Origin of the sequence: Agrobacterium sp. NPDC089420, assembly GCF_044900305.1 — a bacterium.
Taxonomy (GTDB): domain Bacteria; phylum Pseudomonadota; class Alphaproteobacteria; order Rhizobiales; family Rhizobiaceae; genus Agrobacterium.
This window is the reverse complement of sequence record NZ_JBJDMY010000001.1, coordinates 445,136-457,717: the sequence shown is the minus strand read 5'-3', so window position 1 is coordinate 457,717 and position 12,582 is coordinate 445,136. Positions and strand designations below refer to the sequence as shown.

The following is a 12,582-nucleotide window of genomic DNA, read 5'->3' as shown; positions in this document are numbered from 1 at the left end:
GGCTTGGCGACCGAATTCTGGCGTTCCGAGGCATTTATTGCGGCAATATTGTGGCGGAAGCGGTTTTAGCCCCGTTTCGGCTGATTTGGCGCTAGAGGCCGCGCTTTCCAAACGTCCGGGTCTGGCGCAGCGAATGCGGGTCGCCGGGTCGCTCCTCGCGTGAGAATGACGGTGCGGCGCTTCTCTCCATCCGGGCGGAAGGGGAGAAATAGGCGCTGCCGAGTTCGGGAAAACGCGTGTCGAAACTGGTCGGCGCGAGTTCGGGTTTTGCCAGAACGTAGCCCTGCATCAGAAAGACGCCCAGTTCTTCGCATTGCTCCACCTGCCAGCCCGTTTCCAGCCCCTCGAATACAGGCTCGATCCCGTCCTCGCGAAACTGGCGGACGATGACACGCAAAAGCGCGGCGCCGGCCGAATTCTGCATGAAATCGCGCACCCAGCCCGCTTCGAACTTCACATAATCCGGCTTGATGAGCTTTACCCGGTCGATGTCTGAATCGCCCGCCCCATAATCGTCCAGCGCCACACGAAAGCCGATGTCGTGCATATGGTAAGCGAAATCGGCGACGATCTGCGTGTCTGACGCCTTTTTCTCCGAGATTTCGCAGACGATGCGCTCGGCCGTCATGCCGGCCTCATGGGCGGCAAGCCGCATGCGCTCCACTTCCTGCCGCATCTTGGCCGGCGTCTGGAACAGGCCCGGATGGAAGTTGACGAAAATGCGGGCGCGGGAACGGTCGAGCCTGCCGGTATTGAGAATATGGATGGTGCGCAGGATGCTGTCGATAGTCTCGATATCCTCTGGCGCGACCAGCGAGAAGAACTCGCCGGGCGTTACCGGTTCGCCATTGCGATGGGGACGCACCAGGCCCTCGAAGGAATCGATGTCGAGCGCACCGCTCGCCGTCCGGCGGAAGATGGGCTGCAGGGCTGATTTCAGGTTGAAGCTGCGATAGGCCGTGGACCACGTGCCATCAACCTCGCGGACAAGACTGGAAAAGATGCTTTTGGGCGCCATTTTTCAACCAGCTATAGAGACACCATCCCTAGGCTCGCCAATGTAGCGCAACAAGCGTTACTTCCGGGTTAAGGAAGGCTTAAATTCTTCGCTATAGCACATATGCCGCTTTTGACCTTGAAAGAGCGCCTGTCTTTCGACATACCAATGGCCGCAGAAAACAAGATTTCCAGTCTCTGCCGATGTCAACCACAACAGGACCGATTTAAAATGGCCTTCCTTGCCGACATTCTTTCCCGCGTAAAGCCGTCCGCCACCATCGCCGTTACCCAGAAAGCCCGCGAGCTGAAAGCGCAGGGCCGCGATGTCATCAGCCTTGGCGCGGGCGAGCCGGATTTCGATACGCCCGAAAATATCAAGGAAGCGGCCATTGACGCGATCAAACGCGGCGAGACCAAATACACGCCCATTTCCGGCATTCCGGAACTGCGCAAGGCAATTGCCGACAAGTTCAAGCGTGAAAACGGTCTGGACTACAAGCCGGAGCAGACGATCGTCGGCACCGGTGGCAAGCAGATTCTCTTCAACGCCTTCATGGCGACGCTGAACCCGGGTGATGAAGTCATCATTCCCGCACCCTATTGGGTCAGCTATCCGGAAATGGTGGCGATCTGCGGCGGCACGCCGGTTTTCGTCGATGCCACGCTCGAAGACAATTTCAAGCTGAAGCCGGAAGCGCTGGAAAAGGCGATCACGCCGAAGACCAAGTGGTTCGTCTTCAACTCGCCGTCCAATCCCTCGGGTGCGGCCTATTCGCATGACGAGCTGAAGGCGCTGACGGACGTGCTGGTCAAACATCCGCATGTCTGGGTGCTGACGGACGACATGTATGAGCACCTGACCTACGGCGATTTCAAATTCGCCACCCCGGTCGAGGTCGAGCCTTCGCTCTACGACCGCACGCTGACGATGAACGGCGTCTCCAAGGCCTATGCCATGACCGGCTGGCGTATCGGTTATGCCGCCGGCCCGCTGCCGCTGATCAAGGCCATGGACATGATCCAGGGCCAGCAGACTTCGGGCGCGAGCTCGATCGCACAGTGGGCAGCCGTCGAAGCGCTGAATGGCACGCAGGATTTCATTCCGGCCAACAAGAAGATCTTCGAAGGCCGTCGCGATCTCGTCGTCTCCATGCTCAACCAGGCCAAGGGCATCAGCTGCCCGGCTCCGGAGGGTGCGTTCTACGTCTATCCGTCCTGCGCCGGCCTGATCGGCAAGACCGCGCCTTCCGGCAAGGTCATCGAGACGGATACGGATTTCGTCTCCGAGCTGCTGGAAGCCGAAGGCGTTGCCGTGGTGCAGGGATCGGCTTTCGGTCTCGGCCCGAACTTCCGCATTTCCTACGCGACGTCGGAAGCGCTTCTGGAAGAAGCCTGCAAGCGCATCCAGCGCTTCTGCGCCGATTGCCGCTGATCGGCCTGCCATCTTGAACGAAGAAGCCCGGCAGTCATGCCGGGCTTTTTTGTTTAGAGCCCAAGAAACAGCAGCATGATGAAGGTGGCGAAGAGGATGAAATGGGTCATTCCCTCGATCGCATTGGTTTCGCCGTCATTGAGGTTGATGGCGGCGGCGATGAGGGTGATGAAGACCATGACGGTCTGAACCGGCGTCATCGCCATGATGAAGGGCTGGCCGGTGTAGAGTGCGATGCCCTCCATCACCGGCACGGTGAGGATGACCGTTGACAAGGATGCGCCCATGGCGATGTTGACGACGGCCTGCATCCGGTTGCGCAGGGCGGACCGGAGCGCAGTCAGGATTTCCGGCGATGCCGAGATCGTCGCGACCACGACCGCCATCAGCGCCGGCGGTGCATTGGTGCCTTCGAGGCTCTCGCTTAAAAAAGCCGACATGAACTCCGCCAGAACGCCGATCAGCACCACGCCGGCGATGATGAGGCCGATGGAGAGTGGTACGCTGCCTTCGTCCTTCTCTTCCGCGTGGCTGTTCGATGGTTGCCCGGCCGGATGCGTCTTGCGGGGATAGGCATAGCTGAAGAAATAGCTGTGCGGTCCAACCTGCATTTTGAGGAACAGGGCATAAAGCGCGATCATCGCGACGATGGTGAAGGCGGAATAGACATGCCAGCTCTGTTGCGGAATGAATTCCGGCACGATCATCGAAATGCCCATGGCGGTCAGGATCATCACGCCATAGGTTCTGCCGGAATCGTCATTATAGGGCTGCTCGCCGTGGCGCAGCCCGCCCAGCAGGGCGGCGAGGCCCAAAATACCGTTGATATCGATCATCACGGCGGAATAGATCGTGTCGCGCACCAGCGTCGGCGAACTGGATTCGCTCATGATGATGGCGAGGATCAGCACTTCCACCGCGACGGCCGAAAGTGTCAGGATCATGGTGCCATAGGGATCGCCGACCTTGGCGGCAAGGATTTCGGCGTGATGGGCAACACGCATCGAGACCAGAACGATGATCCCGATGAGGACGATCGCGGCAATGAGAGACACCGTCTTTCCGGCCTCGCCTATCGCATGTTCGGCCATATAGGCGGCGATTGCCGCCGGTATCGCGAGCAGCAGGACGCGCTCCTGTTTCAAAATAGAACCCGCCATCGATTTCCCTTCCCCTGACGGTCGCAGGCTGTGACGTATCGTCCCTCAGATCAAGCAGGATTTGCGCTTGAGTGCTTTTGGTAGGATAGTGATGTTGCAGGACATGCTGCTCATGCCGCGGTGTCCCCGTCGGGTGCAATGCTTGAAGCGCGGTTGTGGTTGCCATGTCGCCTACCGAAACAGGAGGACCATGCATGACCAAAGTGGTGTATGAAATCGTCGAACATGACGGAGGTTTCGCCTACCGCATGAACGGCGCCTATTCCGAAACCTTCCCTTCCTATGCGGATGCCGTCGAGGCTGCACGCATCGTTGCGGCCGAGCAGCAGGTGGGAGGCGATGACGAGGAAATCAGCTATCAGGACGAACGCGGCCAGTGGCATGAGGAATATAGCCAGGGCGGTGACCGGCCCGAGGCCGAGGTGGTGGACAGGACCTCCCAGCAGGCCTGACCGTTTTGACGCACAAACCGGAAATTTCCGGTGAAAATGGCATTGCCCTCCCGGTTCCGCCGGTTTGCCCTGCGCGGTTTCTCGTGCGGCCGCACGAACGGGGCCTGAGCAGCCCTAGCGCCGTTGTGGCGGTGCGTTTGGATCGGTTTCCTTGAGATGGGCTTTCAGGCCTTCGACCAGGGCGCTGAAAACGGCGCGACATCGCGGTGACGTCTTGAGATTTTCATGCATCGCGACCCAGGTATGCAGCGGGATGCCGACTTTCGGAAGAACCTGCACCAGCCGTGGGTCCTTGCGCGCCAGACCGATCTGACAGACGCCGATACCCGCGCTGGCGCGGATCATGGCAAGCTGGGCGAGATTGCTGTCGGCGCGGATTTCGAAGCAGATATCCTCAATATCCGGTATTTGCGGATCGAGTGCACGCATCCGCTGGATCGCTGCCCGGATGAAGGGCGTCTTGCGGTCGAAACCGACCATGCGGTGGTGGTTCAACTCTTCCATGCTCTTCGGAATGCCGGCTTTTGCCAGATAGTCACGCGTCGCGTGAAATCCCAGGCGGAAATTGCCGATATAGCGCATGACGATCGCATCCTGCTGCGGCTCCGTCATGCGGATGGCGATATCCGCCTCGCGCCGCAGAAGGTCTTCCAGCGTATCGGAGAGCGACAACTCGATCTCGAGCCGCGGATGGACGTCCTGCAGGGCCGCGATGATGGGCGGCAGCATTTCCACGCCGATGATATCGGACGCGCTGATACGCACGGTGCCTTCGATCTTGCCGACCTCGCCGGAGGCTGCACGCATGAGGGCGGCGGCGGTCGCCGCCAGATTTTCCGCATAGGGCTTGAGCGCCAGGGCGGCCTCCGTCGGCATCAGCCCGTGCGGCGAACGGATGAACAGCGGAAAGCCGACGGCCTCTTCCAGGGCGCCGATATGGCGTCCCGCCGTCGGCTGGGTGATGCCGAGTTCACGGGCGGCGGCGGAAAGCGAGCCGTCACGCAGCACGCTGAGGAAAGTGCGGTAAAAATCCCAGCTGACATTCCGGCTTCTGGTCATAATTTTTTGTATGGCCGTTCCACTCATTTCGACAATTTCGTATACCGCGCATGGCGGCGATACTCCAGTTCAGAACAGGAGTGAAGACCATGATATATGAAAACCAGGCAAATACAGCAGGCAATGGCGGGCCTCTGGCGCTGATCGTGGGGGCGAATGGCGGCGTCGGCAGCCATGTGGCGAAGATGTTGCTGCAACGCGGCTGGCGCGTGAGGGCGTTGACCCGGCAACCGGCGCCGACAGCTACCGCGGATAGCATAGAACGCGTGAAAGGCGACGCCATGAACCGCCCGGATGTGGTTGAGGCCGCAAAAGGCGCTTCGCTCATCGTCCATGCGGTCAATCCTCCCGGCTATCGCGACTGGGACAAGCAGGTACTGCCGATGCTGGACAACACCATCGCCGCCGCCGAGGGCTGCGGCGCGCGCATCGTCTTTCCGGGCAGCGTCTATAATTTCGGCTCCGACGCCTTTCCGCTGCTGACGGAGGATAGCCCGCAAAAGCCGTTTACCCGCAAGGGAGCCCTGCGCGTGGAAATGGAACAGCGGCTGAAGATGGCGTCGATGCGCGGCGTGCCGGTGCTGATCGTCCGCGCCGGCGATTTTTTCGGGCCGGATGCGAAAAACAACTGGTTTTCACAAATGCTGGTACGGCCGGGAAAGCCGGTCCGCAGCGTCCAGAATCCCGCCGCACCCCATGCCGGGCATCAATGGGCCTATCTGCCGGATGTGGCCGAGACGATCGGGCAGCTACTTGATCGTTCGGATGAACTTGCCGCTTTCGCCGTTTATCACATGGAGGGTTTCTGGGATTTCGACGGGCTGCAACTGGTCGCGGCGATCGAGCGGGCTGCCGGTCATCCGATCAGGAAGCGGCGATTGTCGTGGCTGGCCATAGGGCTTGCCGCCCCCTTCGTTCCGCTGTTTCGCGAAGTGCTGGAGATGCACTATCTCTGGAAGATGCCGATCCGCATGAGCAACCGCAAGCTTACCGATTTCCTGGGCACGGAGCCGAAAACGCCGATCGATATCGCGGTCTCGGCGACAATGGCAAGCCTCGGCTGCCTTGAGCCGACGCGGGGAGAGGCCGGTCTTCATCACCCGGCCGATGCCGGGGGCAGGGTGTGATGGCGACGGGCGGGCGGTCTCCACGGCGGCGCGTCTTTGCCGTGGTTTCAGCGGGCGTCCCGGTCCTGATTTTCGCCCAGGTGCTGCTGGCCGGGCTGTCGATCTATTACGATGGGTCGCTGCTTTCGGTACATAAGGGACTTGGCATCTTCATAGCCGTTCCCATTGTGGTGCTGGCGGTTCTTGCGCTGCTATATGACGATCTTCGGCCGAACCTTGGCCGGGCGCTCGCGCTGCTCGCCCTCTATTGTCTGCAGGTGGCGCTGATGAGCATCGGCCGGGAGACGGGCAACGGCTTTCTGCAGGCGCTGCATGTGGCCAATGCCTTCATCATGGGCGCGTTTTCCGATTTTGCCGCGCGGCAGGCGCGTGCCCTTTCTTGAAACGGAAACGCCGCACTGCGCGGAGGCAGTGCGGCGGTTGATCTATCAACGATCAGCCAAGCGCCGGATAATCGGTATAACCTTCGGCGCCGCCGCCATAAAAAGTCGGCTGGTTCGGCTCGTTCAGCGGCGCATCGTTTTTCAGGCGGCGCACCAGATCCGGATTGGCGATGAAAGCCTTGCCGAAGGCCACGGCATCGACCTTGCCGCTTTCCACGGCCTCGATGGCGCTCTTACGGTCGTAGCCATTGTTGGCGATCCACAGACCCTTGCCGCCGGCGTTGCGATAGGCGCCCTTGAAGGCGGCGTAGTCGAATGGCTTGTCGCCCTGCTTGAAATCACGCGGGCCGCCTGTCGCGCCTTCCACCACGTGGATGAAGGCGAGATTGCGCGTGCCGAGCTGTTCGGCCACGTAATTGTAGAGCGGCTGGGGATCGGCCTCGAAAATATCGTTGGCGGGGGTAACCGGCGAGAGGCGAATGCCGGTGCGGCCGGAGCCGATCTCTTCCGCCACCGCATCAACGACGTCCAGCAGGAAGCGGGCGCGGTTTTCGATCGAGCCGCCGTAATCGTCAGTGCGCTGGTTGGTGCTGGATTTCAGGAATTGCTCGATCAGATAACCATTGGCGGCGTGGATTTCCACGCCGTCGAAACCGGCCTCAAGTGCCGCGCGTGCACCGCTGCGATAATCCTCGAGGATGAGGCCGATATCGTCGATGGTGAGCGCACGCGGTTCGGAGGTTTCCGCAAAGGCGCCGGTGCCGTCATCATTGATGATATAGGTCTTAGACTTGGCGGGGATGGCGGAAGGAGCAACCGGCTGGCCGCCATGCGGCTGGAGCGAGGTGTGGGAAATGCGGCCCACATGCCAGATCTGCGCGACGATCTTGCCGCCCGCCGAATGAACGCCGTCGGTGACCTGTTTCCAGCCCGCCACCGCTTCCTGTTTGTAAAGGCCCGGAACATCCGCATAACCCTGACCCTGCTGGGAAATCGGCGTGCCTTCGGTGACGATCAGCCCGGCGGTGGCGCGCTGCTCGTAATAGGTGGCGTTGAGGTTGTTGGGAATTGCCCCCGGTGAACGGTTGCGGGTGAGGGGAGCCATGACGATACGGTTGGCGAGTGCGATATCGCCGGCCTGTGCCGGTTCGAAAAGACTGGTCATGCGACTTCACTTTCTGGTCGGTTGGCGAAATTGCGCGGCAGGCGCGCTGTCCTTTTGCGGGTGCCGGCGGGAAAACCGCCTTGCGGTCGCCCGTCCGGCACCCCGAGGCTCAAAGCTTGGGAGGCTCAGAGATTGGCTTGCAGATAATTGCGGAAAGCGTCGATGGTTTCCTCGTTGCGCTCGAAAAATACCCATTGTCCGACCTTCCTGGACCGTATCAGACCTGCTGCCTGCAATACCGCCAGATGCGACGAGACGGTGGATTGCGACAGGCCGCTGATCTGGAACTGGTTGGCGCACACGCCCATGCTCAACGGATGGTCCTGGCAGAAGTGGCTTTCGGGACTTTTCAGCCATTCCAGAAACTTCAGCCTTGCGGGGTGCGAAAGGGCCTTGAGGATTTCCTCCGGATTCATCGGCGTTTCTTCAATATCTGGCATATCCGATATTTATATCGATAATTTTCGATATACAAGTCACGTCTCCGTGAGGCGGTCGAGTACGGAACGAGGGTCCAAAAAAAAGGCCGCTGGATATTTCCGCGGCCTGATAAGTTTGAAGGTCAAAACCTCCAGAGGGGAACAGCTGTCGCGTGCCTTGGGCGAGCGTGACAGCCAACTAAAATATGGGCGCTGCAACAATGCAAAACAAGGTTGCATCATGCGATATTTCGCCAATTTGGGGAAAATTCTTGCGGGTAAAAAAAGAGGGCCGCCGGAAAAATCCAGGGCCCTTTAAGTGTGAAGGTCAAAAACCTCCAGAGGGGAACAGCTGATGCGGTGGAACTGGGAGGAAAAGCCACCGTGTGCATCAGCTGAGAGCGATATGGTGCTTTTTTGTGCACGAAACAACTCTTTTTTGTGCAGGTCAGGCATGCAAGCGGCGCAGGCCTCGATATTTCCGGTATATTTTATGTGCAATGCTGGAGAAACGCGGCTTTCGGCTGCTCGTGCCAATTGCTTGATAAGCCATTGAATTTAATGGCTTATCTTTGTGTGTCGATTATTTTTGCGTCAGAAGTTCCAGTTTCGCGCCTTGGCAACGATGAAGTCGCGGAAGGCTTTCAGCTTTGCAGCGTTTTTCATTTCGTCCGGATAGCAGAAATAGGTATCGAATGACGGAATATCTGCGGCAAGCGACAGCTGGATAAGGCCGGGATCGCGTCCGACGATATAATCCGGCAAGCAGGCGATCCCGATTCCCAGCAGGCAGGCGCGCTTGATCGAGGTCTGGCTGTTGATCTGCAGATGCGGCGTGCGGGTATTGTCGGAAGAGCGTCCGGCATTTTCCAGCCAGTTGACGTCCAGCAGATAGTTGGGCGCCGGTTCACCGAACGAAATGATGCGGTGATTGTCGAGATCCTCGATCGACTGCGGCTCGCCATGGCGGTTGATGTAGGACGGTGCGGCATAGACATGCATATGCACCGTGAACAGCTTGCGCTGGATGAGGTCCGACTGCTGCGGCTGGCGCAGGCGGATGGCGCAATCGGCGTGGCGCATGTTCACGTCCAGCTCCTCATTGTCGAGGATGAGCTGGATTGACATTTCCGGGTAGAGTTGGAGGAATTCCTGCACCTTGTCCGTCAACCAGCCCTGGCCGAGACCGACGGTCGTCGTGACGCGCAGCTTGCCGCTCGGCTTTTCCGTCGTTTCGGTGAGCTGCATCTTGACGGTTTCGAGCTTCAGCAGCACGTCATGGGCGGTGCGATACAGCAGCTCGCCCTGTTCGGTGAGGATCAGGCCGCGGGCGTGGCGGTGGAACAGCTTCACGCCGACATCCTGCTCCAGCGCGCTGACCTGACGGCTGATGGCCGACTGGGACAAATGCAGCTTGTCGGCAGCGTGGGTGAAAGACCCAGCTTCGGCAGCCGCATGGAAAATGCGCAGTTTATCCCAGTCCAATGGCATTGCCATGCCTACCCTGCCTTTCGGTTATTCCGCTGCGACGGCAAGCGGTTGATGCGCGGTCAGATAGCGTTCTGCTTCGAGGGCGGCCATGCAGCCCATGCCGGCGGCGGTGATTGCCTGGCGGTAGATGTCGTCGGTGACGTCGCCGGCCGCAAAGATGCCTTCCACGTCCGTGGCCGTGGAATCGGGGGCGGTCCACATGTAGCCGTTATCCTTGAGCTTCACCTTGCCCTTGAACAGTTCGACCGCCGGCGCATGGCCGATGGCGACGAAGACGCCGTCGATCGGCATGTCGCTGATCGCGCCCGTCTTGGTGTCGCGCAATTTCACGCCGGAGACGGAAGGCGGCATTGGCGGCTTTGCCGGCGCGCCGGTGATTTCGGCGACTTCCGTGTTCCAGAGAATCTTGACGTTTTCCTTGGCAAACAGCCGTTCCTGCAGGATTTTTTCCGAACGGAAGCTGTCGCGGCGGTGCACGACGGTGACCGATTTGGCGATATGGGCGAGATAAAGTGCCTCTTCCACGGCGGAGTTGCCGCCGCCGACCACGATCACATCCTTGTTGCGATAGAAGAAACCGTCGCAGGTGGCGCAGGCGGAAACGCCGAAGCCCTGGAAATGTTGCTCGCTTTCGATGCCCAGCCACTTGGCCTTGGCGCCGGTGGCGATGATCAGCGTGTCGGCCGTCCAGACCTGGCCGGAATCGGTCCTGACCACGAAAGGCCGTGCATTGGTTTCAACTTCGGTGACGAGGTCGCTGACGATTTCCGCACCCACATGGGTCGCCTGCTTCAGCATCTGGTCCATCAGCCAGGGACCCTGGATCGGATCGGCAAAGCCCGGATAGTTCTCGACGTCGGTGGTGATCATCAGCTGGCCACCCTGTTCCATGCCGGCGATCAGCACGGGTTTCAGCATTGCGCGGGCTGCGTAGATCGCCGCCGTATAGCCGGCGGGACCAGAGCCTATAATCAATACCTTGGTGTGGCGGGCAGACATGGAAATATTCCTTCTCAATAGCGGGGTCTTCGGTCGGGGGCCTTCCAGCCGCTGGATGGCGGACGGGCCACAACCCCTTCATTGCCCGGTATTTAAGGTTGTCTAGTGTCTTTATTCAAGGGCAGCCTTGCGTTACCAACAAGGCAGTTGTGGATGTGTGCGCAATTTTGTGACCCATCGGCGGCATATTGTTGCGAATCCCGTGCCGAATAGTACAAGGAACTTCTACGGCTTAACGAGGAACCTCTCCGTGACCAGCGTCGAACTCGATGCCATCGATCTGAAAATACTGCGCGAATTGCAGCGCGACGGGCGCATGACCAATGTGGAACTGGCCGAAAGGGTCGGTATTTCCGCTCCGCCGTGCCTGAGGCGCGTCCGCAAGCTGGAAGAGGCGGGTGTGATCGAGGGGTATCACGCCATGTTGAACGCGCCCAAGCTCGGTTTCGACCTCGTCGCCTTCTGCATGGTCGGTTTGAAACGCCAGTCGGACAGCAATCTGAAGGCCTTCGCAGCGGCGACGGCCGGCTGGTCGCTGGTGCGGCAGGCCTGGATGGTATCGGGCGAAAGCGATTTCCTGCTGCATTGCGTCGCCAGAAACCTCACCGAGTTTCAGGATTTCGTCATCGAGGTTCTGACGGCGGATGAAAATGTCGATACGGTGCGTACGATGCTGACCATCCGCCAGGTCAAGCGCGTCGGCCTGGTGGAAATCTGACCCGGGTTTCGTCGCCGCCTCAATCCGATCAAATGTGACGCGGTTTAGCCACGCCTTAGCGCGTCATAGACTTCGCCGAGACTTGCCGCCTCTTTTTCCAGCGGAAATGCGCTGCGTACATGCGCAAGTCCGGCACGCGCATGGGTTTTGGCCAGGGCAGGATCGGCAAGATAGATCTTTATCGCATCTCTGAGCGATGCATAGTCGCCTGCCGCGACCACCATGCCGGTCTCGCCCTTGACGATCATCTCTTCGTAAGCGCCGGCAGTGCTGGCGACGACAGCCGTTTCCGAGGCCATGGCCTCAAGCGGGGTCAGGCCGAAGCCTTCGTTGCGCGACGGCGCGACGTAAAGCGTCAGCCGCCGATACCAGGGTTTGATGTCATCGACTTCGCCCTGAAACACGATACGGTCGGCAAGGCCGGCGGCGGCGACATCGGCCTTCAGCGCGTCACCAAAGGCCTTGTGTTCCGCCGTGACGCGGCCGGAAACCACGGCCGTCCATTGCGGGTGGTGGGGCAGAAGCTCGATCATGGCGCGCACGAAGAGATCGGTGCCCTTCTGGTGGCGCACCCGGCCAAAGCAGCCGATCAGATATTGGCCCGGCAGGCCCGTCGTGGCGATGGTATCCTCGGGGCCGCTCGCCGGGTGAAACAGGTCGGTATCGACGCCATGCATGACGACGCGATGGGGGACCTCCAGAAACGAGCCGGAGCGGGTGCTGGTTGCCACCACCGCATCCATCCTCGAAATCAGAAAACGGGTATAGGCGGAATGCCGCCGTTGCGCGGCCGAGGTGAAGAGCAGCTTCACCTTCATGCGCAGCACGTCGCGCATGAGAATGCCCGGCAACATTTCCAGATTGCGGCGGGCATGCCAGATGCGCGGGCCGCCGAGCGGGCCGTTCTGCCAGAGGCGCCACAGATCGCGCAAACGCCCATGCGGCAGATGCGGCGGCAGGCCGGGGCCGATGACCGCCACCTTCTGCCCCAGCCGGTTCTGCACCGGAATGAGCTGAACGATGGTGGAGGTGACGCCGGAGAGCCTGCGCTTGAAGTTCGGCGCAAGCACCTGCACATCTTTCAGACTGACGTGGGACAAGATGGGCTTCCGTCTCTGCGGCTGGATGGGCGGTTCTATGGGGCAGCGCAATGCGCCCGCTTGGGGGGCGCATTGCTG

General features: G+C 60.1%; 13 protein-coding genes. 5 read left to right on the top strand and 8 right to left on the bottom strand.

Annotated elements, in window-relative coordinates; genetic code table 11:
- Positions 1 to 91: 91 nt before the first annotated feature.
- Complete coding sequence (locus ACI2KA_RS02240) at positions 92 to 1,018, bottom strand: EAL domain-containing protein (protein ID WP_404498806.1); 927 nt, start codon at positions 1,016 to 1,018, stop codon at positions 92 to 94.
- A gap of 210 nt (positions 1,019 to 1,228) precedes the next feature.
- Between ACI2KA_RS02240 and ACI2KA_RS02235 the strand changes: the two genes are divergently transcribed.
- Entirely contained in the window at positions 1,229 to 2,431 is a 1,203-nt protein-coding gene (locus ACI2KA_RS02235; RefSeq protein WP_404498804.1) for a pyridoxal phosphate-dependent aminotransferase, read from the top strand.
- A gap of 53 nt (positions 2,432 to 2,484) precedes the next feature.
- Here ACI2KA_RS02235 and ACI2KA_RS02230 read toward each other — a convergent pair whose 3' ends face one another.
- Positions 2,485 to 3,591, bottom strand: coding sequence for a calcium:proton antiporter (locus ACI2KA_RS02230; RefSeq protein WP_404498803.1), 1,107 nt, complete (start codon positions 3,589 to 3,591; stop codon positions 2,485 to 2,487).
- Between the two features lie 194 nt (positions 3,592 to 3,785).
- Here ACI2KA_RS02230 and ACI2KA_RS02225 point away from each other — a divergent pair, with 194 nt between their 5' ends.
- Positions 3,786 to 4,043, top strand: coding sequence for a DUF2188 domain-containing protein (locus ACI2KA_RS02225; protein ID WP_404498801.1), 258 nt, complete (start codon positions 3,786 to 3,788; stop codon positions 4,041 to 4,043).
- Positions 4,044 to 4,157: 114 nt separating this feature from the next.
- Here ACI2KA_RS02225 and ACI2KA_RS02220 read toward each other — a convergent pair whose 3' ends face one another.
- On the bottom strand, positions 4,158 to 5,102 hold the full coding sequence (locus ACI2KA_RS02220; protein WP_404498799.1) for a LysR family transcriptional regulator: 945 nt from the start codon (positions 5,100 to 5,102) through the stop codon (positions 4,158 to 4,160).
- 89 nt (positions 5,103 to 5,191) lie between these two features.
- Here ACI2KA_RS02220 and ACI2KA_RS02215 point away from each other — a divergent pair, with 89 nt between their 5' ends.
- A complete protein-coding gene (locus ACI2KA_RS02215; RefSeq protein ID WP_404498797.1) occupies positions 5,192 to 6,229 on the top strand; it encodes an NAD-dependent epimerase/dehydratase family protein in 1,038 nt (345 codons plus the stop codon).
- On the top strand, positions 6,229 to 6,612 hold the full coding sequence (locus ACI2KA_RS02210; RefSeq protein WP_404498795.1) for a DUF6220 domain-containing protein: 384 nt from the start codon (positions 6,229 to 6,231) through the stop codon (positions 6,610 to 6,612). Before ACI2KA_RS02215 ends, ACI2KA_RS02210 begins: the two co-directional genes overlap by 1 nt.
- Positions 6,613 to 6,664: 52 nt before the next feature.
- On the opposite strand, the gene ACI2KA_RS02205 is transcribed toward ACI2KA_RS02210, so the two are convergent.
- From ACI2KA_RS02205 to trxB, 4 genes are all read right to left on the bottom strand, one after another.
- Positions 6,665 to 7,777: an alkene reductase gene (locus tag ACI2KA_RS02205; RefSeq protein ID WP_404498793.1), complete on the bottom strand. Its 1,113-nt coding sequence runs from the start codon at positions 7,775 to 7,777 to the stop codon at positions 6,665 to 6,667.
- 125 nt (positions 7,778 to 7,902) lie between these two features.
- Positions 7,903 to 8,193 (bottom strand): ArsR/SmtB family transcription factor, encoded by a 291-nt coding sequence (locus ACI2KA_RS02200; protein WP_404498930.1) that lies wholly within the window; start codon positions 8,191 to 8,193, stop codon positions 7,903 to 7,905.
- 597 nt (positions 8,194 to 8,790) lie between these two features.
- The gene (locus tag ACI2KA_RS02195) at positions 8,791 to 9,687 is read right to left on the bottom strand and encodes a LysR family transcriptional regulator VtlR (protein ID WP_020011327.1); all 897 of its coding nucleotides are present in this window, start codon (positions 9,685 to 9,687) and stop codon (positions 8,791 to 8,793) included.
- A gap of 24 nt (positions 9,688 to 9,711) precedes the next feature.
- Complete coding sequence (gene trxB / locus ACI2KA_RS02190) at positions 9,712 to 10,686, bottom strand: thioredoxin-disulfide reductase (RefSeq protein WP_404498791.1); 975 nt, start codon at positions 10,684 to 10,686, stop codon at positions 9,712 to 9,714.
- A gap of 250 nt (positions 10,687 to 10,936) precedes the next feature.
- Here trxB and ACI2KA_RS02185 point away from each other — a divergent pair, with 250 nt between their 5' ends.
- Positions 10,937 to 11,404 (top strand): Lrp/AsnC family transcriptional regulator, encoded by a 468-nt coding sequence (locus ACI2KA_RS02185; RefSeq protein WP_003494724.1) that lies wholly within the window; start codon positions 10,937 to 10,939, stop codon positions 11,402 to 11,404.
- 44 nt (positions 11,405 to 11,448) lie between these two features.
- Here the strand turns inward: ACI2KA_RS02185 and ACI2KA_RS02180 are convergent, their stop codons facing one another.
- A complete protein-coding gene (locus tag ACI2KA_RS02180) occupies positions 11,449 to 12,504 on the bottom strand; it encodes a glycosyltransferase family 4 protein (RefSeq protein WP_404498789.1) in 1,056 nt (351 codons plus the stop codon).
- Positions 12,505 to 12,582 lie beyond the last annotated feature (78 nt).